This window comes from Erwinia sp. B116, assembly GCF_002865965.1.
GTDB lineage: Bacteria > Pseudomonadota > Gammaproteobacteria > Enterobacterales > Enterobacteriaceae > Erwinia.
The window spans coordinates 68,060-87,970 of the sequence record NZ_JRZZ01000010.1; the positions used below are offsets into that span (position 1 = coordinate 68,060).

The 19,911-nt window shown below is 62.3% G+C and carries 21 protein-coding genes and 1 pseudogene; 3 read left to right on the forward strand and 19 right to left on the reverse strand.

Features of this window, described 5'->3' with window-relative positions; all coding sequences use genetic code 11:
- The 12 genes and pseudogenes from NV64_RS09725 to NV64_RS24500 form a co-directional block, all read right to left on the reverse strand.
- Positions 1–246 (reverse strand): annotated as a pseudogene (locus tag NV64_RS09725) (ribose 1,5-bisphosphate phosphokinase PhnN); the annotation flags it as partial.
- Positions 246–1,382 (reverse strand): alpha-D-ribose 1-methylphosphonate 5-triphosphate diphosphatase, encoded by a 1,137-nt coding sequence (gene phnM / locus NV64_RS09730; RefSeq protein WP_056236493.1) that lies wholly within the window; start codon positions 1,380–1,382, stop codon positions 246–248. The gene phnM and the pseudogene NV64_RS09725, both read right to left, overlap by 1 nt.
- Entirely contained in the window at positions 1,379–2,083 is a 705-nt protein-coding gene (gene phnL / locus NV64_RS09735; protein WP_101505824.1) for a phosphonate C-P lyase system protein PhnL, read from the reverse strand. Before phnL ends, phnM begins: the two co-directional genes overlap by 4 nt.
- A gap of 118 nt (positions 2,084–2,201) precedes the next feature.
- On the reverse strand, positions 2,202–2,963 hold the full coding sequence (gene phnK / locus NV64_RS09740) for a phosphonate C-P lyase system protein PhnK (protein ID WP_101505825.1): 762 nt from the start codon (positions 2,961–2,963) through the stop codon (positions 2,202–2,204).
- Positions 2,960–3,934 (reverse strand): alpha-D-ribose 1-methylphosphonate 5-phosphate C-P-lyase PhnJ, encoded by a 975-nt coding sequence (locus tag NV64_RS09745; RefSeq protein ID WP_233208960.1) that lies wholly within the window; start codon positions 3,932–3,934, stop codon positions 2,960–2,962. Before NV64_RS09745 ends, phnK begins: the two co-directional genes overlap by 4 nt.
- The gene (locus NV64_RS09750) at positions 3,927–5,003 is read right to left on the reverse strand and encodes a carbon-phosphorus lyase complex subunit PhnI (protein WP_101505826.1); all 1,077 of its coding nucleotides are present in this window, start codon (positions 5,001–5,003) and stop codon (positions 3,927–3,929) included. The genes NV64_RS09745 and NV64_RS09750 overlap by 8 nt, the downstream gene beginning before the upstream one ends.
- Positions 5,003–5,578 (reverse strand): phosphonate C-P lyase system protein PhnH, encoded by a 576-nt coding sequence (gene phnH, locus NV64_RS09755; RefSeq protein ID WP_101505827.1) that lies wholly within the window; start codon positions 5,576–5,578, stop codon positions 5,003–5,005. The genes NV64_RS09750 and phnH overlap by 1 nt, the downstream gene beginning before the upstream one ends.
- On the reverse strand, positions 5,579–6,019 hold the full coding sequence (phnG, locus tag NV64_RS09760) for a phosphonate C-P lyase system protein PhnG (RefSeq protein ID WP_056236506.1): 441 nt from the start codon (positions 6,017–6,019) through the stop codon (positions 5,579–5,581).
- Positions 6,020–6,736, reverse strand: coding sequence for a phosphonate metabolism transcriptional regulator PhnF (gene phnF, locus NV64_RS09765; RefSeq protein ID WP_056237153.1), 717 nt, complete (start codon positions 6,734–6,736; stop codon positions 6,020–6,022). It abuts the gene before it with no gap.
- Positions 6,737–7,149: 413 nt separating this feature from the next.
- Positions 7,150–7,470: a hypothetical protein gene (locus NV64_RS09770; protein WP_101505828.1), complete on the reverse strand. Its 321-nt coding sequence runs from the start codon at positions 7,468–7,470 to the stop codon at positions 7,150–7,152.
- Between the two features lie 170 nt (positions 7,471–7,640).
- Positions 7,641–8,876, reverse strand: coding sequence for a peptidase T (pepT, locus tag NV64_RS09775; protein ID WP_101505829.1), 1,236 nt, complete (start codon positions 8,874–8,876; stop codon positions 7,641–7,643).
- 90 nt (positions 8,877–8,966) lie between these two features.
- Complete coding sequence (locus tag NV64_RS24500) at positions 8,967–9,683, reverse strand: helix-turn-helix domain-containing protein (protein WP_369878872.1); 717 nt, start codon at positions 9,681–9,683, stop codon at positions 8,967–8,969.
- A gap of 105 nt (positions 9,684–9,788) precedes the next feature.
- On the opposite strand from NV64_RS24500, the gene NV64_RS09790 reads away from it, so the two are divergent.
- A complete protein-coding gene (locus NV64_RS09790; RefSeq protein ID WP_101505830.1) occupies positions 9,789–10,979 on the forward strand; it encodes a benzoate/H(+) symporter BenE family transporter in 1,191 nt (396 codons plus the stop codon).
- Positions 10,980–11,129: 150 nt separating this feature from the next.
- Here NV64_RS09790 and cobB read toward each other — a convergent pair whose 3' ends face one another.
- From cobB to lolC, 5 genes are read right to left on the reverse strand one after another with little or no spacing between them, the layout of a single operon-like run.
- On the reverse strand, positions 11,130–11,963 hold the full coding sequence (gene cobB / locus NV64_RS09795; RefSeq protein ID WP_056237155.1) for a Sir2 family NAD+-dependent deacetylase: 834 nt from the start codon (positions 11,961–11,963) through the stop codon (positions 11,130–11,132).
- Positions 11,964–12,006: 43 nt separating this feature from the next.
- Positions 12,007–12,927 (reverse strand): N-acetylglucosamine kinase, encoded by a 921-nt coding sequence (gene nagK / locus NV64_RS09800; protein WP_101505831.1) that lies wholly within the window; start codon positions 12,925–12,927, stop codon positions 12,007–12,009.
- 14 nt (positions 12,928–12,941) lie between these two features.
- A complete protein-coding gene (lolE, locus tag NV64_RS09805) occupies positions 12,942–14,186 on the reverse strand; it encodes a lipoprotein-releasing ABC transporter permease subunit LolE (RefSeq protein WP_101505832.1) in 1,245 nt (414 codons plus the stop codon).
- On the reverse strand, positions 14,183–14,887 hold the full coding sequence (lolD, locus tag NV64_RS09810; RefSeq protein ID WP_056236517.1) for a lipoprotein-releasing ABC transporter ATP-binding protein LolD: 705 nt from the start codon (positions 14,885–14,887) through the stop codon (positions 14,183–14,185). The genes lolE and lolD overlap by 4 nt, the downstream gene beginning before the upstream one ends.
- Positions 14,880–16,079: a lipoprotein-releasing ABC transporter permease subunit LolC gene (gene lolC, locus NV64_RS09815; RefSeq protein ID WP_056236519.1), complete on the reverse strand. Its 1,200-nt coding sequence runs from the start codon at positions 16,077–16,079 to the stop codon at positions 14,880–14,882. Before lolC ends, lolD begins: the two co-directional genes overlap by 8 nt.
- 349 nt (positions 16,080–16,428) lie before the next feature.
- Here lolC and NV64_RS09820 point away from each other — a divergent pair, with 349 nt between their 5' ends.
- Entirely contained in the window at positions 16,429–17,823 is a 1,395-nt protein-coding gene (locus NV64_RS09820) for a GGDEF domain-containing protein (RefSeq protein ID WP_101505833.1), read from the forward strand.
- 67 nt (positions 17,824–17,890) lie between these two features.
- Here the strand turns inward: NV64_RS09820 and NV64_RS09825 are convergent, their stop codons facing one another.
- Positions 17,891–18,847, reverse strand: coding sequence for a chemotaxis protein (locus NV64_RS09825; protein WP_056236522.1), 957 nt, complete (start codon positions 18,845–18,847; stop codon positions 17,891–17,893).
- A gap of 367 nt (positions 18,848–19,214) precedes the next feature.
- Here NV64_RS09825 and NV64_RS09830 point away from each other — a divergent pair, with 367 nt between their 5' ends.
- Positions 19,215–19,469 (forward strand): biofilm/acid-resistance regulator YmgB/AriR, encoded by a 255-nt coding sequence (locus tag NV64_RS09830; RefSeq protein ID WP_101505834.1) that lies wholly within the window; start codon positions 19,215–19,217, stop codon positions 19,467–19,469.
- Positions 19,470–19,543: 74 nt separating this feature from the next.
- Here NV64_RS09830 and fliE read toward each other — a convergent pair whose 3' ends face one another.
- On the reverse strand, positions 19,544–19,855 hold the full coding sequence (fliE, locus tag NV64_RS09835; protein WP_101505835.1) for a flagellar hook-basal body complex protein FliE: 312 nt from the start codon (positions 19,853–19,855) through the stop codon (positions 19,544–19,546).
- Between the last annotated feature and the right edge of the window lie 56 nt (positions 19,856–19,911).

Here is a 19,911-nt window from a genome sequence, read left to right on the forward strand (position 1 = left end):
TGTTTCGCAACCCAGCCCGTAAAAGCACTGGTGCGCCTGCCACTCGATGGCAAACAGCCCCAGCTCGCTGCGGCGTAAAAACTCCTGCTCGCTGAGCGCCACGTGGTTCTCGCCGCCCGCCCCGGCGCTGCGGGTGATATAGCGGTGGGCAATCAGCAGCTGCGGCGGCGGGCATTCGCCCAGCGCCTGCAGCAGGCTGTCCTTGCCGGCACCGGACGGCCCAATCAGCCAGATCAGCCGCGCCATCAGAACACCATCCTGCCCTGCGCCCAGACGCTTCTGACGTACGGCTGCTGCTGATGCTCGTGCACCAGCACCAGATCGGCACGCAGCCCTTCGGCGATCGTCCCGCGATCGTGCAGGTTAATGGCACGTGCCGGATTACGGGTCACCAGCGCGATGGCGGCAGGCAGGTCGAAGGCGTTGCGTTCGTCGTGCGCCAGCCGGAACGCCGCATCCAGCAGGCTGGCGGGATAGTAATCGGATGACAGGATATCCAGCTGACCCGCCGCGGCCAGGTCAGCGGCCGCTACGTTGCCGGAGTGTGAGCCGCCGCGCACGATATTCGGTGCCCCCATCAGCACCTGCAGCCCCAGTTCCCGTGAGGCGCGTGCGGCTTCGGCGGTGGTCGGGAATTCGGCGATGGTGCTGCCGATCGCCTGCGACTCCTGCACGTGAGCATGGGTGGCATCATCGTGGCTGGCCAGCGGGATCCGGTACTGGCGGCACCAGGCGGCGATCGCCTCGCGGTTCGGTGCGGACCAGCGGGCGGCCAGCCGCAGCTGGTCGGCCTGGTAGGCGTCCAGCTGCGCGTCGCTCATCTGATACTTGCCGCCAAAGTAGGTGCGCCACGCCGCCAGCGACACGTACTGGCGCTGGCCCGGCGAGTGATCCATCAGCGACACCAGCGACAGTTCGGGAATGCACATCAGCTGTTCAAACAGCGGCAGCGTCGAATCATTTGGCAGCTCGCAGCGCAGGTGCAGACGGTGTTCGGCACGGTTCAGCCCGTGCTTCTGGCTGTGACGGATCGCCTTAATCATCTTCTGCAGATTATCCATGCGGTGGCCGCCGTCGCGCACGTCGCCGACGCCGATCGCGTCCAGCACCGTGGTGATGCCGCTGGCAATAATCAGCGCATCGTGGCTGCTCATCGCCGAGTGGGCCGGCCAGTCCACCTTTGGTCGTGGCGCAAAGAACCTGTCGAGGTTATCGGTATGCAGTTCGATCATGCCCGGCATCAGCCAGCCGCCTTCGCCGTCGATCGCCTCCGGCAGCTGGCTGGGCGTGTCGGCGTAAGCGGTGATGACGCCGTTCTCGCAGGCCAGCGATCCGGCCACCACTTCCTTTTCCAGAATCAGTTTAACGTTGTTGATAATCACAGGGCGTGCTCCACGGCAACAGGTTGCATCACATGCAGACGGTCCGCGACGCGTTCGCGCACCGCGTGGTCATGAAAAATACCGACGATGGCCGCGCCGCGCTGGCGCGCCTGCTCAATCAGCGCCACCACCGCGGCGCTGTTGGTGGCGTCCAGCGAGGCGGTCGGCTCGTCGAGCAGCAGAATCGGCGACTCGGCGATAAACCCGCGGGCGATATTGACCCGCTGCTGCTCACCGCCGGAGAAGGTGGACGGTGCCAGCGACCATAACCGCTCGGGCACGTTAAGGTGGCCAAGCAGCGCTTTGGCGCGCTCTTCACTCTCGGCACGCGCCACGCCGCGCTCCAGCAGCGGCTGCATCACCACCTCCAGCGTGGTAATACGCGGGATCACCCGCAGAAACTGGCTGACCCAGCCCAGCGTATCACGGCGGATGCTGAGGATTTGTCGCGCCGGGGCACTGACCAGATCGACCCATTCGCCGTGATGATCAAGCCAGATATGGCCGCTGTCCGGCAGATAGTTAGCGTACAGCGAGCGCAGCAGCGTGGACTTGCCGCTGCCGGAGTGGCCGTGCAGCACCACGCACTCCCCCGCCACCACCTGCAGCGTGGCATTTTCCAGCACCGGCAGGCGTGCGCCCTGCTGGTTGTGCATCACAAACGTTTTCGACAGATTTTCAACGCGTAGTTTTAAGCTCATGAGGGTTATCACCGTCAGATAATAGTAGTCAACGTTTCACTGCCCCACTCAGCGCCTGACGGGCGGTAACCCGCCTGGTGCCGCCGCCCGCACCGGGGACTGATGACCGCATAACGCGTCAGCTCAGCACCGATGAAACCAGCAGCTGGGTATAGGGATGATGCGGGTCATCCAGCACCCGGTCGGTCAGCCCGCTCTCCACCACCGCGCCCTGCTTCATCACCAGCAGCCGGTGGGCCAGCAGCCGCGCCACGCCGAGATCGTGGGTGACGATCACCACCGCCAGGTTGAGATCGCGCACCAGCGTGCGCAGCAGATCCAGCAGCCGCGCCTGCACCGAAACGTCCAGACCGCCGGTGGGTTCATCCATAAACACCAGCTTCGGCCGGGTGACCAGGTTACGGGCAATCTGCAGGCGCTGCTGCATGCCGCCGGAGAAGGTGCCCGGCAGGTCGTCAATGCGCGCCAGCGGGATCTCCACGTCCTGCAGCCACTGGCCGGCGGTGGCGCGGATCTGGCCGTAGTGGCGTTCCCCCACCGCCATCAGCCGTTCGCCGATATTGCCGCCGGCGGAGACCTGCGCCCGCAGCCCGTCCATCGGATACTGGTGTACCACGCCCCACTCGGTGCGCAGCAGGCGGCGACGATCGCTTTCGCTGCGGGCGTAGAGGTCTTCGCCCTGATAGATAATCGAGCCCTGCTGCGGCGTCAGCCGGGCGGAGATCGCCTTCAGCAGCGTGGTTTTGCCGGAGCCGGACTCGCCGACGATGCCTAATACCTCACCCGGATAGAGCTCAAAGGAGACGTCGCTAAAGCCCTTGCCCGGCGCGTAGAGGTGGGTCAGCTGGTTAACCGCCAGCAGCGGTGACTCTGCGATCATAGGGATGGCTCCTGCGGCTGTTGTGGGTCCTGCTGCCATTCCGGGGACGGTTGCGGCTCCCGGGATTGAGACGGTGGAGTCTGATCTGCCTGCCACTGCGGTTGCTGTGCCGACAGCGGCGACGGGCGCTGGCCCTGCAGCTGCTGCTGTTCCCCGCAGTAGTCGGTGTCGGAGCAGACAAACAGGCGGTTACCTGCGTCGTCCAGCACCACTTCATCCAGGTAGCTGTCGCGTGAGCCGCACAGCGCACAGGGCTGCTCCCAGCGCTGCACGCTGAACGGGTGATCGTCAAAGTCGAGGCTCTCGACCCGGGTATAGGGCGGCAGCGCGTAGATGCGCTTCTCGCGCCCGGCGCCAAACAGCTGCAGAGCCGGCATCATATTCATCTTCGGGTTATCAAATTTCGGGATCGGCGACGGGTCCATCACGTAGCGATCGTTAACCTTCACCGGGTAGGCGTAGGTGGTGGCGATATGGCCGTAGCGGGCGATATCCTCATACAGTTTGACCTGCATGATGCCGTACTCTTCCAGCGCGTGCATGGTGCGGGTTTCGGTTTCACGCGGCTCAATAAAGCGCAGCGGCTCCGGGATCGGCACCTGATAAATCAGGATCTGATCCTCCGCCAGCGGCGTTTCCGGAATGCGGTGACGGGTCTGGATCAGCGTGGCGTCGACGGTGCGTTCGGTGGTGGCCGCACCGCTGACCCGCTGGAAGAAGCGGCGGATCGACACCGCGTTGGTGGTGTCGTCCGCGCCCTGGTCAATCACCTTCAGCACGTCGTGCTCGCCGATCACGCTGGCGGTCAGCTGGATGCCGCCGGTGCCCCAGCCGTACGGCATCGGCATTTCGCGGCCGCCGAACGGCACCTGGTAGCCGGGGATCGCCACCGCCTTGAGGATCGCCCGCCGGAGGGTGCGTTTGCTCTGTTCGTCGAGGTAGCCGGGGTTATAGCCGTTCAGTTCACTCACGGTGCTGCTCCTCGTATTCGGCGCGCAGGCGCTTCAGCAGCACCAGCTCGGCCTGGAAATCAACGTAGTGGGGTAGCTTCAGGTGCGAAACAAAGCCGGAGGCTTCGACGTTATCCGCATGGGCGAGCACAAACTCCTCATCCTGCGCCGGGCTGGTGACCCGCTCACCGTGCTCAGCGGTTTGCAGCGCGCGATCGACCAGCGCCATCGCCATCGCTTTGCGCTCGGCGCGGCCAAACACCAGTCCGTAGCCGCGGGTAAAGTGCGGCGCACGCTCTTCCGGGGCGGTGAAACCGTTGACCATTTCGCATTCGGTAAGCAGCAGCTCGCCGATCTCCAGCGGGAAGCCCAGTTCCTCCGGTACGATCTCGACGGTGACGTAGCCGGTGCGGATCTCGCCGGCAAACGGATGGGTGCGGCCATAGCCGCGCTGGCCGGAGTAGCCCAGCGCCAGCAGAAAGCCTTCGTCGCCGCGCACCAGCTGCTGCAGGCGTGCCGCGCGCGGCTGCGGGTAGGACGGCGGCTCACGGGTGATATCCGGCGGCTCGCTGCCGTCATCCTCTTCGCGCAGCGCCAGCCCTTCGCGGGTCATCAGGTCGAACATATGCGGGCAGCGCGGCTCCAGCGGCTGGTCCGCACGCGGCGCGGCGGGCGCTTTACCCTCCGCCAGCAGGGTGAAATCCAGCAGCCGGTGGGTGTAGTCGTAGGTCGGGCCGAGCAGCTGCCCGCCGGGCAGATCCTTGTACACCGCCGAGATACGGCGCTCGACGCGCATCTGCGCGGTGTCCAGCGGCACGCTGTCCGCCAGTCTGGGCAGCGTGGTGCGGTAGGCGCGCAGCAGGAAGATCGCTTCCACCAGGTCGCCGCTGGCCTGTTTGATCGCCAGCGCCGCCAGCTCGCGGTCGTGAATGCCGCCTTCGGTCATTACCCGATCCACCGCCAGCCCCAGCTGCTGCTCAATCTGTTCACACTGCAACTCCGGCTGCTGCGGATCGCCGCGGCGCAGGCTCTCCTGCAGCTGATGGGCGGCGGCGATCGCCTTCTCGCCCCCTTTTACCGCGACGTACATCAGCACACCTCCACGTCGGTGGTGCGCGGCAGCGCCATCATATTTTCCCCGCAGGTAAAGATCAGGTCGATCCCCTGCGGGAAGCGATGCGAGCGGTCGCGCAGATAGCGCAGCACGTTGGCCGGCAGTTTGGGCGCAATGGCGCGGGTTTCCATCAGCCCCGGACCGCGCAGACGCAGGGTCAGGCCACCGCTCAGCGATGGCACCTCAATGATCAGCGTGCTGCTCTTCTCCGGCGAGAGGTTGTCCCCGGCGGAGAAACCGGCGATATCGGCCTCAGATTCCGCGTGCAACAGCGCAAACGGTGCCCGGGTGCTGTCGGTCACCGGCGCACCGGTGTGGAAGCGCAGATTGTTGCGCAGGGCCTCGTTATCCAGCCGGGCGTCGATCCACAGCGGCGTTTCACCGTCGACGAGGGTCATCATCACCGCCGTGGCGGCGGTGGAGGTCTGCCCCCACGCCGGCAGTACCGGCAGCGAGACCATCACCCCCGGCTCGCTCATGGCTTTGAGAATACGACGGAAGGCGCGTTGCGCGTCGGCAACCGGATGGCTGAAGCTGGCAAGTAAGGTCATTTAGTTATCTCCCCGGACCAGGGTAAAGAAGTCGACGCGGCTGCTGGCCACCTCGCGCGAGCGCAGCGTCAGCTGCTCCTGACGCAGGGCCGCCAGCGGCGCAATGATCTGCTGCTGCAGGGCCTTGAACTGTTCCCCCTGCAGCAGCGCATCCAGCAGCGCGCAGCGTTCGGCGTGCTGATGGTCACGGCCCAGCACGTAGCTGTAGCCGCATAAGCCGTTGTTCAGCCTGACCACCGCGCGGGTGACGGTGGTGTCACCGAGGATAAAACGTTTACCGGTGCCGCCCATCCGCGCCTGCAGGCGGGTCAGGCCGGTTTCAGGTGCGCGCAGCAGCTGGTACTCCGGCTGCAGCTGTGCGGGCCAGTGCGCCAGCAGCTGTTGCGGCGTGCTGTGGGCCAGCACCGACAGCCAGTGCTGGCGGATTCTCTGTGCTTCCATTTAGTGCTCCAGCGTCAGTTCAATCATATCGGCGCGGGTCAGGCTGACGGAGTATTCCGCCATCCTGCCGCCGTCGGTTTCGGTGTTCAGGGTGCGCACGCAGAGCAGCGGCGCGTGCAGCGCCACCTCCAGCAGCTGGCTCTCTTTCGCCTGCGCGCGGCGCGCGGTGATCCGCGTCTGCCTGCGGCTGAGGCCGGAGGTCAGATGCTGCTGCATAAAGTCATGCAGCGATCCGCTGGTGAACGTTTGCAACTGCGGCCACCAGCTCAGCTCCGGCAGCCAGTGATTGATCACGCACACCGGCACGCCGTTGACCCGGCGCAGGGTGCGCAGATGGATCACCGTGTCACCTTCCTGACAGCCCAGCGCCGTCGCCACGTCGCTGTTGCACGGGCGCAGCACCGCCAGCAGGCGTTCGCTGGTCGGATGGCTGCCCTGCTCAAGCAGGTTCTGACTGAAACGTGCCTGAGCATGCAGCGGGTAGTTGTACGGGCGCATCAGCACCAGAATCCCCACTCCCTGGCGGCGCTGCACCAGCCCCTTCTCCACCAGCTGGTCCACCGCCCGACGAAGCGTATGGCGGTTAACCGCATACTGCGCCGCCAGCTGTTTCTCCGGCGGCAGATAGTCGCCACAGCGGTAGCGATGCAGCTCCTGCTCCAGCTGGCTGGCAATCGCCTGGTATAAAGTGGTCGGATGTCTGGACATGTTCAGCATAAAAAAAATCTCCACAACGTCATTTCCGTTGCAGCACAGAGAAAACGATTCCGTAGCTGCGGATGCGCCCTACTTTGCCCGCGCTGTGTGACAGGCCGGTTAACGGCAGATGACGTTTGTGAAATGACGGCGGGTGGAGGAAAGATCAGGAGAGGGGGTATTGGGCTACGGCTTACTGCCCCTGATGCAGGAACGGTGCGCAGTGAGAGAAAGACGGTGGTTTTACATTGAGTGTGAGATGAGGCGGTACAGTCAGGGAATACCAGCGGGTGGGCTGGTCGGATCGCGGCAGAACAGAGAACCGTGCAAGGCGAAGCGACAACGTCCGAACTGACCGGTGTGTGAGAGAGGGATACGCTGCCAAACGGACAAGATTCGCGCCTGCGTCCTCAGAACAACGCCGGCGCGGTGGGTTATTTTTTGGCGCTCAGCTGGTCGGCTTCACTGACCACCGCTTTACCGCTGCTGCGCTGGAACAGGCACAGCTCACGTCCGCGCTGGTTGTTCATGTGCTTCTGCGGGTAGCGCCCTTCCAGCAGCAGCGCGCTGTAACCCACGCTGTCGTCATACTCAATGGCCTTACCCACCACTTTTACCTTACTGAGCTGGCTGGCCTTAAGACAAGCCCCCTGCATATCCTTGTTGCTCTGCTGCCAGGCGGCTTCACTTGATGCCTGCACCAGCGGGCTGGCCAGCAGCATGACAGACAGCAACGACATAACGGTTTTGTTCATTTTCGATCCTATAGCGCAGGCGGCCCGGCGCTGTTTATCACAGCACCGGTCGCGATCGCTGAATGGGGAAATAAGACAGTTAATAGTAGCGCACAGCCGGAAACTACGCTGCGCACCGCCGGCTGATGCGCCAGAGGCGATACGCTGGCGGGCGTTTAACGGTAATTCGCTTAGCGCGGCTTTGCCTGCTCTGCCGCCAGCGCGGCGAGGCGGGCGATTACCTGCACCGCTTTCTCCATATAGTCCAGCGAAGCGAACTCGTGCTTGCCGTGGTAGTTGTAGCCGCCGGTAAAGATGTTCGGGCACGGCAGCCCCATAAAGGAGAGCTGCGCGCCGTCGGTGCCGCCGCGAATTGGCTTCACGTCAGGCGTGATGCCGCAGTCGCGGATCGCCTGCAGCGCCAGCTCAATGCTCTGCGGGCAGGCTTCCACCTTCTCGCGCATATTGAAATAGGTATCTTCGATTTGCAGGCGGATGCTGGCCGACTCCGGCAGGGTCTGGTTCAGCCGGTCGGCGATGGCCTGCAGGGTCTGTTTGCGGGCGGCAAAGCTGTCGCGATCAAAATCACGCACGATATAGTGCAGCTCGGCGTGCTCGACGCTGCCCTTGCTGCCGTGCAGATGCCAGAAGCCTTGGTAGCCGGCGGTTTTCTCCGGCACCTCTTCCGCCGGCACCGCCTGGTGGAAGCGCATGGCCAGATCCAGCGCGTTGACCATCACCCCTTTGGCGCTGCCCGGATGGACGTTATTACCGGTGATATTCACCGTCACCGAGGCGGCGTTGAAGTTCTCGTATTCGAATTCACCAATGCCGCTGCCGTCGACGGTGTAGGCCCAGTCGGCGGCAAAGGCGGCGACGTCAAAGTGGCGCACTCCTTTACCAATCTCTTCATCCGGCGTGAAAGCAACGCGGATCGGGCCGTGCGGTTTGCCCTCACCCACCAGCCGCGCCAGCGCGGTCATAATCTCCGCTACCCCGGCTTTGTCATCCGCACCGAGCAGGGTTTTGCCGTCGGTAGCGATCAGCGTATGGCCGTGCAGCTGGTGCAGCACCGGAAAGGTCACCGGCGAGAGGATCTCTTCGCCGTGCCCCAGCGCAATATCGCCGCCGCGATAGTTCTCAATAATCTGCGGATTGACGTTTTTGCCGGTCATATCCGGCGCGGTATCCACATGTGAGATAAAGCCGATGGTCGGCACCGGCCAGGCGACATTAGACGGCAGCGTGGCCATCACGATCCCGTGTTCGCTGCAGGTAATATCGGTCAGCCCCAGCGCCTTCAATTCATCCTGCAGCTGGCGCAACAGCGTCCACTGCCCTTCGCTGCTCGGCGTCTGCCGCGCGCCGGGTCTGGACTGGGTGTCGATAGCGACATAGCTTAAGAAGCGGTCTAGCAGATTGTTCATCAGTGATCCCTCTGGAGTGCCTGGTATGATTATGGTGCTGCGACTCAGACAAAATCCTGTCACAGATCAGTGAAGCGGGTAAAGACGCAATTAACGGCGCGGATAGTGGATCACATCATGAAACCTCACCGGCTGCGCTCCAGGATTGCGGTAAGCATGTGGCCGGTCGGCGCGAAAGCGAACGCCTTCGCCGCAGGCCAGCCGCTGCCATTCACCGTCGAGGCAGATCTCCAGCTCACCCTCCAGCACAATCACGTGCTCGATCATGCCGGCTTCGTGGGCGCTGGATTCACTCAGCGCCCCGGCGGCCAGCTCAATCACCAGCAGCTCAAAGCCGGTTTCAGCATCGAAGGGAAACAGCAGCGTGGCCTGCATACCGCGATCGGACTGCTGATAGGCGACCGGGGTCGGATGACTGCGCTGGGGGTGCTCAACGGGCGCGGCGGCTGAGGCGCGGTTTTGACGGGATGGGCGGGAAACCTGATCACCCTCGCCAGAATGCGGCGGACGAGGATCGGGATCACCCTCTGTCTGTTGAGCCGCAGCGGCCTGTTGCGCTGCGGATAGCGCCGTATTGGCGGGATCCGGCGGCGCAGCCTCTGCGCTGATAAACGCCGAGAAGGAGAGGTTAAAGCCGGTAGCAATCTTCCACAGCGTGGCGATGGTCGGGCTGGACTCGCCGCGCTCGATCTGGCCGAGCATCGCCTTGCTGACGCCGGTGGCGTCGGCGGCCTGGGTCAGGCTCCAGCCGCGCTGGCTGCGTTCACGCTTCAGGGTGTCGGCAAGATGGTGTTGCAGCGCCTGCATAAAACCTCCGGTAAATCCGGTAAAAAACGCAGTATAACCGCTTGTGCGCTATAACGCACGGTGCTAGCTTGTGCGCTATAACGCACGATTTATATGGAGTTAGCCATGCGACCGCCGCTGTCCCTCAGTCATCTCACCTTCCCTGCCGTGGTGGCCGGTTTTGTTGCCGTGCTGGTCGGTTATACCAGTTCGGCGGCGATTATCTTCCAGGCCGCAGCGGCGGCCGGAGCCACGCCGCTGCAGATCAACGGCTGGCTGAGTATGCTCGGGCTGGGGATGGGCATAACCTCGCTGGGGCTGTCGCTGTGGTACCGCACGCCGGTGCTGACCGCGTGGTCAACGCCCGGCGCGGCGCTGCTGGTCACCACCCTGCCCGGTACCTCGATCAACGACGCCATCGGCGTGTTTATTTTCGCCTCGGCGCTGATCGTTTTCTGCGGCGTGACCGGGCTGTTCGCCCGACTGATGAACTATATTCCGCTGGCCATCTCCAGCGCGATGCTGGCCGGCATCCTGCTGCGCTTCGGCATTGACGCCTTTGGCGCGCTGCAGGTCAATTTTTCCCTCAGCGGCAGCATGCTGCTGACGTATCTGCTGGCGCGCCGCCTGCTGCCGCGTTACGCCATCGTGCTGACGCTGCTGTGCGGGCTGGCGGTGGCCTGGGGCCAGGGCGCGATCCACTTCAGTGGTGGGCCGAGCGTGGTGGCCCCGCAGTTCGTGATGCCGCACTTTAACCCCGCCAGCCTGCTGAGCATCGGCATTCCGTTTTTTGTGGTCACCATGGCTTCGCAAAACGCGCCGGGCATCGCCACGCTGAAGGCCGCCGGTTATACGCTGCCGGTGTCGCCGCTGATCGCCTGGACCGGGCTGACCGCGCTGCTGCTGGCGCCGTTTGGCGGCTTTACCATGTGCATTGCGGCGATTACCGCGGCGATCTGCATGGGGCCGGACGTCCACCCCGATCCGCAGCGGCGCTACTGGGCGGCGGCAATGGCCGGGCTGTTCTATCTTCTGGCAGGTATTTTCGGCGGCGCGATCGGCGGCCTGCTTAACGCACTCCCGCTGCCGCTGATCCACACCATCGCCGGGCTGGCGCTGCTGGGCACCATTGCCGGCAGCCTGCAGCGCGCGCTGGGCGATGGGAAGCAGCGTGACGCGGCGGTGATTACCTTTCTGATTACCGCCTCCGGCGTCAGCCTGTTTGGCGTCGGGGCGGCGTTCTGGGGGCTGGTTGGCGGCGTGGTGGCACATTTGATTTTTTCGCTGCCGACAGGCAAGCGTGACAGCAATCAGTAAGGCAACATACGTGATGAGATCTAACCGTTCTCCTGTCACATCAGTGACAGGGATCTTTTAAACAAGAGCAGCATTAGCGGGGTGTTTTCAGGCCGGTGTGGGAGCAGCAACAGTGGCAGCGGAAATCCTCTGTCGGCTGTTTCAGCCCGCTTAGCGCTTCAGCCCGTCCAGCAGTCCGCGCACCCAGGCCGGGACCACTTCGCTGGCGAGGCCGTACTGCGCTTCGGCGAATTCGCTGCCGACCTGGCTTGGTTCCAGGTTCAGCTCCAGCGTGTGCGCGCCCTGCAGTTTAGCTTCGCTGACGAACCCGGCCGCCGGATAGACGTGGCCTGAGGTGCCGATCGCCACAAAGTAATCGGCCTCGGCCAGCGCCTGGTAGATCTCCTCCATATGCAACGGCATTTCGCCAAACCACACCACGTGCGGGCGCAGCCGCGACGGGAACTGGCAGCAGTGGCAGCGGTCGTCCGGTTTCACGTCGTCGTTCCAGTGCAGCACCTGGCCGCTGGAGACGCAGCGCACCTTGAGCAGTTCACCGTGCATGTGGATCACGTTGCGGTTGCCGGCACGTTCGTGCAGGTTGTCGATATTCTGCGTCACCAGCAGGAGACGGTCGCCCAGTGCGGACTCCAGTTCGGCCAGCGCCAGGTGCGCGGCGTTAGGCTGGATCTCAGGCTGTTGCAGCTGCTGGCGGCGGGCGTTGTAGAATTCCTGCACCCGTTCCGGGTTACGCTGAAAGCCTTCCGGCGTGGCAACGTCCTCAACGCGGTGGGATTCCCACAGGCCGTCGGCGGCGCGAAAGGTCTGGATGCCGGACTCGGCGGAGATACCGGCCCCGGTCAGCACCACCACGCGCGGCAGCGGATGCATGGCGATTTCAAGGTTACGGTCGCGCTCGAAGATGCGCTGACGAAAACGCTGCTGAACCTTGCGGCGGTTCTTCTTGTCGCGGGCCAGCCGCAGACGGCGGCGGGGTGTACGCATCATAACCTCTCCTTAATCCTTTGAGCCATCCCATCAGGTTATTTTACCGGGACAGGCTTTTAATATGCAGAAATGCGGCACCGCGCATTCCGCCTGCGTCTCCATGACGGGCTTTGGCAAACCGCGGTGGCCGGGCCACCGGTAGCAGCAAAGGTGCCACCCGCTCCGCCAGCCCCTCATACAGCGCGTCAAAATTGGATAATCCGCCGCCGAACACCACCAGGTGCGGGTCGAGCAGCGTCAGCCAGTTACCGAGGCACACCGCCAGCAGGTCACGGTAGCGCTCGGTGTGCTGCCGTGCGTCAGCATCTCCCTGATAATACCGGGTGATTATCTCCGGTGCACTGAGACTCTGCTTATAAACGTGCTGCCACAGCCAGGCAAAACCGTTTCCTGAGAGATAGCCCTCAATACAGCCGCGTTTGCCACAGCCGCAGGGCAGCAGCGGCACGTCGCGCCCGAGGATCTCCAGCGCATCCACCGGCAGCCGCATATGCCCCAGCTCGCCGACCACGTAGTTGCGGCCGGTGACCGGTTTACCCTCGACGATCAGCCCGCCGCCGACGCCGGTGCCGAGAATGATCCCCAGCACCACCGGGTAGGCCTGAAACTCATCGTCCCAGGCTTCCGACAGGGCAAAACAGTTGGCATCGTTATCGATGCGCACCGCGCGCCCGAGGCGCTGGCTGAGATCTGCCTGCAGCGTGCGGCCGCGCGCCGCCGGGATATTGGCGGTAAACAGCGTGCCGTCGTCCGGCACCGGCAGGCCGGGCACGCCGATGCCAACGCTACCCCGCTGACCGCAGTGCGCATCCGCTTCAGCGGTCAGTTCACACAGCGTATCCAGCAGTTGCGCATAGTCATCTGCCGGGGTCGGCACGCGCCGGCTCCATACTTGCTGGCGTTGCTCGTTATACACGCCGAGGGCAATTTTGCTGCCGCCGACGTCAAATCCGTAGTACATCGCGTCTCCCGACCTTACTGCCCACTCAGCACCCGCGCCGGATCGATGCGGCTGGCGCGCCGCGCCGGATACCAGCTGGCGATCAGGCTTAACAGCAGCGAGGTGGCGAGCACCGTGATCACATCCCGCCAGTGCAGCTCGGTCGGCAGGAAATCAATAAAGTAGATATCGCCGGACAGGAAATGGTAGCCGGTCAAGGTTTCAAGCGCGTGAACGATCGGCGTCAGGTTCAGCGCGGCCAGCACCCCCAGCACCACGCCGCTAACGCTGCCCACCAGCCCGGCCAGCAGGCCGTACCAGACGAAGATCGCCCGGATCAGGCCGTCTTTCGCGCCGAGGGTACGCAGCACGGCGATATCCCCGCTCTTGTCCTTTACCGCCATCACCAGCGTGGAGACGATGTTGAAGCAGGCCACGCCGATCACCAGCACCATCGCCAGGTACATAATGGCGCGGATCATCTGGATATCGCGGTACATATAGCCGTAGGTGCCAATCCAGCTGCGGATATAGACGTAGCTGTGGGTCACTTCCCCGGCGGCGCGCACCAGCTTCTGCGCGTCAAACGGATCTTTCGCCTTCAGCGCGATGCCGGTGACGTTGTCGCCCATGCCCAGCAGGCTTTGCGCGTCGGCCAGCGGCACCAGCGCCAGGCTGTGATCGAGCATGCCGCTGAGCTTCAGGATGCCGCTGACCTGCAGGCGCACCCGCTTCGGCTGCAGCAGCTTATGTTCAGGATCGCTGTTGGGGATCATGATGGTCAGCCAGTCGCCCTGCTTCAGCTTCAGGCTGTTGGCCACCCCCTGCCCCAGCAGGATCTGCTGCCTGCCGGCGGCAAAGCTCTGCCAGGCACCGTTCTGTACGTAGGACGGCAGCGCGCTCAGGCGCCCTTCCTGCGCCGGATCCACGCCCTTCACCTGCACCGCCTGCAGCTTGCTGCCGCTCTCGATCAGGCCGGTGAAGTTAATGTAGGGGGCGGCGGCGGCCACGCCGGGCACCTGTTCGATTTTTGGCAGCAGGCTCTGCCAGCCGGTAAACGGCTGGTTAACCGCTTCGATCTCGCCGTGCGGCACCACCGCCAGAATGCGGTTGTTCAGCTCGCGTTCGAAGCCGTTCATCGCGCTGAGGCCGATAATCAGTACCATCACCCCCAGCGCAATGCCGACGGTGGAGATCACCGAGATCAGCGACACCATGCCGCCCCGACGACGGCCGCGGCTGAAGCGCAGCGCCAGCAGAAGAGAGAGCTGCCCCATCACAGGCTACCCGTCAGCGTCGGCTGTTCGCTGAGCTGCCCGTCACGCATCTCCATCTGGCGGCCCATGCGTTTCGCCAGCTGCAGATCGTGGGTGACCACCAGGAAGGCGGTACCCTGGCTGCGGTTCAGTTCACCGAGCAGGCCAAAGATGGCATCGGTGTTGCGCGCGTCCAGGTTACCGGTCGGTTCATCGGCCAGCACCAGCCGCGGTTTATTGACCAGCGCACGGGCGATCGCCACGCGCTGGCGCTCACCGCCGGAGAGCTCCGCCGGGCGGTGTGCGGCGCGGTGCTCCAGCCCCACCGCTTTGAGCATCGCCAGCGCACGGCTCTGCGCCTCCGCTTTGCTGGTTTTGCCGATCAGCAGCGGCATCGCCACGTTCTCCAGCGCGCTGAAGTCCGGCAGCAGGTGGTGGAACTGATAGATAAAACCCAGCTCGCGGTTGCGCAGCTCGGCCTTGGCGGCGGAAGACATGCCGTTCAGCGATCGGCCGTCAAACACCACTTCGCCGGAGGTCGGCGTATCCAGCCCACCGAGCAGGTGCATCAGGGTACTTTTACCGGAACCGGAGCTGCCGACAATCGCCGTCATCTCGCCGCTGCCCATGCTGAAGGAGACGTTGCGCAGGACATCGGTCTGCACGCTGCCCTCCTGATAGCGTTTGCACAGGTTGTCGCACTGCAACAGGATGGTGTTACTCATAACGTAAAGCCTCAGCGGGTTGAACGGCGGCGGCGCGCCAGGAAGGGTAGAGCGTGGACAACAGCGCCACCACCATCGCCGTTAGGGTAATGGTGGCCACCTGGGTCATGGAAATCTCGACCGGCAGCGCCGCGCCGTCGAGGAACGCGCCAATCACCGGCATTAAATTGTTCAGCTGGCTGGCCAGCAGCACGCCCAGCAGCGCACCGAACAGCGCGCCGACGATGCCGGCGGTGGCGCCCTGCACCATAAACACCGCCACCACCTGGCGGCGGGTCAGCCCCTGGGTTTGCAGGATCGCCACTTCACCCTGCTTTTCCATAATCAGCAGGCCAAGAGAAGTGATGATGTTAAAGGCGGCAACGGCGACGATCAGGCTGAGCAGCAGCCCCATCATATTTTTCTCCATCTTCACCGCCTGGAACAGCTCGCCTTTGCGATCGCGCCAGTCGCTCCACACCAGCCCGGCCGGCAGCGCCTGCTGGCTGAGGCTGTCCACCTGTAGCGGTTTGTCCAGCCACAGACGCCAGCCGGTAATGTTGCCCGCCGGGTAGCGCATCAGGCGCGAGGCGTCCTGCTGGTTAACCATAATCTGATAGCCGTCGACGTCGCTGTTAGAAGCAAAGGTACCGATCACCGTAAACAGACGCTGGCTGGGGATGCGCCCCATCGGCGTGAACTGGCTGGCAGACGGCACCATCAGCCGCAGGCTGTCGCCGCGCTTGACGCCCAGCTGGGTCGCCAGCTGCTCGCCAAGGATCAGGTGATACTGGCCCGGCTGCAGCTGTTGCTGCTGCACGTTAATCAGGTAGGGGGTCAGCGGATCGGCTTCGTCAGGGTTGACGCCGAGCATCACACCAACGCCGACGCTGGCGGCGCTCTGCATCACCACCTCACCGGTGGTCAGCGGCGTTATCCGATCGACGCCACGCAGGTGCAGCTGGCTGGCTGGGATCTGCTGTGGGTTGATGGAGCCGGACGTGCCTGAGAGCACCGCCTGCGGCATCAGCCCGAGGGTGTTTTTCTCCAGCTCGTGCTCAAGGCCGTTCATCACCGACAGTACGGTGACCAGCGCCATCACGCCAAGCGTAATGCCGATGGCCGACAGCCAGGAGACAAACCGCCCGAAGCGGTCAGAAGCACGTCCGCGCATGTAGCGCAGACCAATAAACAGGGCGACAGGTCGATACATAAAATCCGTCTTTAAGGTGGCCGCAACGGCAGCGTTGAATAGCGGGGATGATAAAGGTTAGCACGGCGTTATGGAACCACTAAGCCCATGAAGCGCTGATTGTTTTGTCAATGTCTGAAACATTCGGACAATGTCCCGGCACGGATAGCGCAAAAAAACGTAATCCATGCCGTTTTTTTAATCCCTTTCATGAGGATAGTTTAATAAATTGCGTTAATCCGGCTTGTCACGTATCGTGTGGGCGCGTAATTTTAACTCACCCATTCGAATCAGGTCTGTTGTTCGCCGCAGGGCAAAGCTTAACGCACCGATCGCATGAGCGGCCATAACAACTGCCCTGAGCTAAGCCATGCAATATCAACCATTCAGCCTGAAACAGCTTGCTTTGCTCTTTTCGCTTGCCATGGTGCTCTCCCTGACCGGGTTAAGCCTGCGCAGCTTCGAATCCCTGTCGATCTTCTGGCCCGGCAACGCCCTGCTGGTCGGGCTGCTGATACGTTTTCCACGGCTGGATCATCCGGTAACGCTGCTGATCATGTTCTGCGGGATGCTGACGGTGGACCTGCTGTGGGGCACGCCGCTGCTGATTTCCGTCGGCCTGAATATCGCCAATATGGCTTTTGTGGCCTGCGCCCGCTGGGTGCTGCTGACCGATCGCTTCACCGGCGCCCAGCCGCGCCGCCTGCAGGCGCTGGTCAGGGTGTTCCCGGCGTCGATGATCGGCGCCGCCGCATGTGCAGTGTTGGGTGCTATCGTCAGCGAGCGTTACTTCCACGATGAGCTGTTTAAGGCGCTGTTTTCATGGTTCTCCGAACAGCTCTCCACCTCATTACTGCTGCTGCCGCTGGTGATCAGCCTGCCGCGCCGCGATGAGCTGAAAGAGATGAAGAAGGTCAGGCAGGAAAGTTCGCTGCTGCCGGTAGTAACGCTGGTTATCACCACCGTGGCCGGCATCTGGGTCGGCGGCGGCGCCAGCCTGCTGTTCCCGCTACCCGCCCTGCTGTGGTGCGCCATCAGCTATCCGCTGTTTGTCACCTGCTGCCTGACCTTTATCACCGGCATCAGCGAGATTATCCTCGTGGCCAGTAACGTGCTGAATATCCAGGGCAAAGATGACCTGTTTCGCATCGACAGCCTGTCGTCAGCCCGGGTGGGCGTGGCGGCCATGCTGATTGGCCCGCTGATCGTCGCCCTGAGCACCACCGCCAATAAAAAGCTGGTAGCGCGGGTGACCCAGCGTGCCGACTTCGATCTGCTGACCGGCGCGTTGACCCGCAGCGGGCTCTCCTCACGGCTGGAAACATTGATGAAGCCGCGTGGGAAAACGCGCAACTTTACCGGCGCGGCGTTCCTGGTGGACATCGACCGCTTTAAAAATATTAATGATACCTGGGGCCACGCCTCGGGCGACCACGTACTTGCCCGCACCGCGGAGTGCATCCGTCAGTCGCTGCAACCGTCGGCGATTATCTGCCGCATGGGTGGCGAAGAATTTCTGGTACTGATTGAGGGTATTAACCCGGCGAGGGCGTTCCTGCTGGCCAACCGGCTGCGCCACCGCATTGAAAAAAATGAAATTCTGCTCAACGGTAACAATCTGAGCGTTACCGTCAGTATCGGTCTGAGCGCGCTGGATATCGATCACGTACAGAGTCTGGATGCGGCCATCGACCAGGCCGACCAGCAACTGTATATCGCCAAACACAGCGGACGTAATCAGGTACGTCCGGAGTTTGTATTGTAGGCGCGGAGTTCCTCCTCCAGACCGGAGTCAGCGTTACAGCCCCGCCTGCGTGGGCTGGCCACGCGGCTTAGCGCGCCGCGTCCTCCAGCACCTGGTGGATCACCGCGGAGAGCTGGCCAATCTCAAATTTTGCCACATAACCGTTGGCCCCGACCTTGCGCACGTGATCTTCATTGGCGCTGCCGGAGAGCGAGGAGTGGATCACCACCGGAATTTGCTGCAGGCCGAGATCGGTTTTGATATTGCGCGTCAGGGTGAAGCCGTCCATTTCCGGCATCTCCAGGTCGGTCAGCACCAGGCCAATCTTGTCGTGAATCGATACTCCTTCCTTTTGCGCGTCTGCCACCATCATCTTGATCTGCGTCCAGGCTTCCAGCCCGGTGGTAAATGACAGCGCCGGAATCCCCATTACCTTCAGCCCCTGCTCGATCATCGAGCGCGCCACCTTTGAGTCTTCCGCGACGATCGCCACCGCGCCCGGCTTCATTTTGAAGTTTTTCAGCTGGATGTCGTTCTCTTTCACTTCACGCACGGAGGGGATCACGTCATGCAGGATCTGTTCAACGTCCAGCACCATCGCCATGGTGTTGGCATCATCCAGGCAGGCAATGCTGGTGATGTTGTGGGTGCTGACGCCTGACTCGGCGGCGTGGACCTGGTTCCAGTTGAGCCGCACGATGTCTTCCACCGACTCAACGGCAAAAGCCTGGGTACTGCGGGCATACTCGGTAACCAGCAGGAGATTTAATCCGGTGGCCGGGATACAGCCCGCCACCGCCGGCAGGTCAATCACCGGGATCAGCTGGCCGCGAATGTTAGCCATGCCGAGCAGCGGAGAGTGCATGCCCGCCGCGCGGGTGATGGCGGTCATCGGCACGATTTCGCGCAGTTTGAAAACGTTGATGCCAAACAGTTCAGGTTTTTCCTGCCCTTCAGCACACCCGAGGCGGAACAGCAGCAGTTCGAACTTGTTTGATAAGGCGAGGTTCGCTCTCTCGTCGATCTCTTTCTGGAAATTATCCATTTCATCCTCGGGCTGTAATTGACAGGGGCCGTGACAGCAGGCGCTATCAGCAGTTATCGGCAGCAACGGGGAAATATTCAGCAGAAAGGGTGAAATGAGTCAGCGATAGTGGACTATACTTCAGCCAACAGATCTGACCAGTAAAATATTTTACGGTAAAGTTGTACAAGCTTACGATCATTGTATAGATTTAACGGGAAGCCAGAAGGCTTCGCGTAACGAATGATGCTTTGCATCGCCTCTGCAGGTAATCGGATTTCTACTTGCAGAGGTAATTTTTTAACGATCGCTTCCTATTTTAGCATGCTTCTCCGTTTTTGCCTGCCCCTGTCCGGGCGGTAAACGGGAAGCTTTTGGAGATACGACCATGCAGCAGGAAATTTCAACCGAGTCGCAAATTTCTGAATATTTCAAAATGTCAGACGACCTTCATCTGAGTGAAGCGGAAGTCGTGCGGCTGGCCATGGCCCAGATCACCGCGCAAAAAGGCTTTGTCACTAACAAGGATGTGATTTTTTATCTGCTGCAGAAGCTGGAATCGGAAAACGACGTCGTGCAGTTGGATATCTACCGCAATGCGCTGGAGCTGGTGGTACAACGTACGCCGGATGACACAATCTGATCGCTCTCTGCCCCGTTACGCTGCCGCCCCACTGGCGATAAAGAACGCCTTCTTTATCGCCTTAAAACAATTACTTACACCGTCATATTCATGATTTCTGTGTACGCACTGACCAGCTTGTTACGCACCTGAATGCCCATCTGCATCGACACGCTCGATTTCTGCATGTCCACCATCACGTCATTCAGCGAGATGCCCTCTTTGCCCAGTTCAAAATCCTGCGCCTGCTGACGCGACGCGGTTTGCGTTTCGCTGATGCGATTTAACGCCGCCTTCAGCTCAGCGCCAAAATCCGCCTGACTGCCAGTCTCAGCGCTCTTACCGCCGGCCTGTAACGCGGTGGACTGCAGCGCCTGCACCACACTTTCAATACCCTGAATCGCCATGATTTCCCCTGTCCTGCACCCTGGTTTTTGCTGTTGTGAACAAAGTTAGCACAGTG

Bases quoted from the DNA above. Each gene is read 5' to 3' on its own strand.
- phnL (WP_101505824.1), bottom strand. From the start codon at position 2,083: ATGAGCTTAAAACTACGCGTTGAAAATCTGTCGAAAACGTTTGTGATG.
- phnK (WP_101505825.1), bottom strand. From the start codon at position 2,963: ATGATCGCAGAGTCACCGCTGCTGGCGGTTAACCAGCTGACCCACCTC.
- NV64_RS09750 (WP_101505826.1), bottom strand. From the start codon at position 5,003: ATGTACGTCGCGGTAAAAGGGGGCGAGAAGGCGATCGCCGCCGCCCAT.
- phnH (WP_101505827.1), bottom strand. From the start codon at position 5,578: ATGACCTTACTTGCCAGCTTCAGCCATCCGGTTGCCGACGCGCAACGC.
- phnG (WP_056236506.1), bottom strand. From the start codon at position 6,019: ATGGAAGCACAGAGAATCCGCCAGCACTGGCTGTCGGTGCTGGCCCAC.
- phnF (WP_056237153.1), bottom strand. From the start codon at position 6,736: ATGCTGAACATGTCCAGACATCCGACCACTTTATACCAGGCGATTGCC.
- NV64_RS09770 (WP_101505828.1), bottom strand. From the start codon at position 7,470: ATGAACAAAACCGTTATGTCGTTGCTGTCTGTCATGCTGCTGGCCAGC.
- pepT (WP_101505829.1), bottom strand. From the start codon at position 8,876: ATGAACAATCTGCTAGACCGCTTCTTAAGCTATGTCGCTATCGACACC.
- NV64_RS24500 (WP_369878872.1), bottom strand. From the start codon at position 9,683: ATGCAGGCGCTGCAACACCATCTTGCCGACACCCTGAAGCGTGAACGC.
- NV64_RS09790 (WP_101505830.1), top strand. From the start codon at position 9,789: ATGCGACCGCCGCTGTCCCTCAGTCATCTCACCTTCCCTGCCGTGGTG.
- cobB (WP_056237155.1), bottom strand. From the start codon at position 11,963: ATGCGTACACCCCGCCGCCGTCTGCGGCTGGCCCGCGACAAGAAGAAC.
- nagK (WP_101505831.1), bottom strand. From the start codon at position 12,927: ATGTACTACGGATTTGACGTCGGCGGCAGCAAAATTGCCCTCGGCGTG.
- lolD (WP_056236517.1), bottom strand. From the start codon at position 14,887: ATGAGTAACACCATCCTGTTGCAGTGCGACAACCTGTGCAAACGCTAT.
- lolC (WP_056236519.1), bottom strand. From the start codon at position 16,079: ATGTATCGACCTGTCGCCCTGTTTATTGGTCTGCGCTACATGCGCGGA.
- NV64_RS09820 (WP_101505833.1), top strand. From the start codon at position 16,429: ATGCAATATCAACCATTCAGCCTGAAACAGCTTGCTTTGCTCTTTTCG.
- NV64_RS09825 (WP_056236522.1), bottom strand. From the start codon at position 18,847: ATGGATAATTTCCAGAAAGAGATCGACGAGAGAGCGAACCTCGCCTTA.
- NV64_RS09830 (WP_101505834.1), top strand. From the start codon at position 19,215: ATGCAGCAGGAAATTTCAACCGAGTCGCAAATTTCTGAATATTTCAAA.
- fliE (WP_101505835.1), bottom strand. From the start codon at position 19,855: ATGGCGATTCAGGGTATTGAAAGTGTGGTGCAGGCGCTGCAGTCCACC.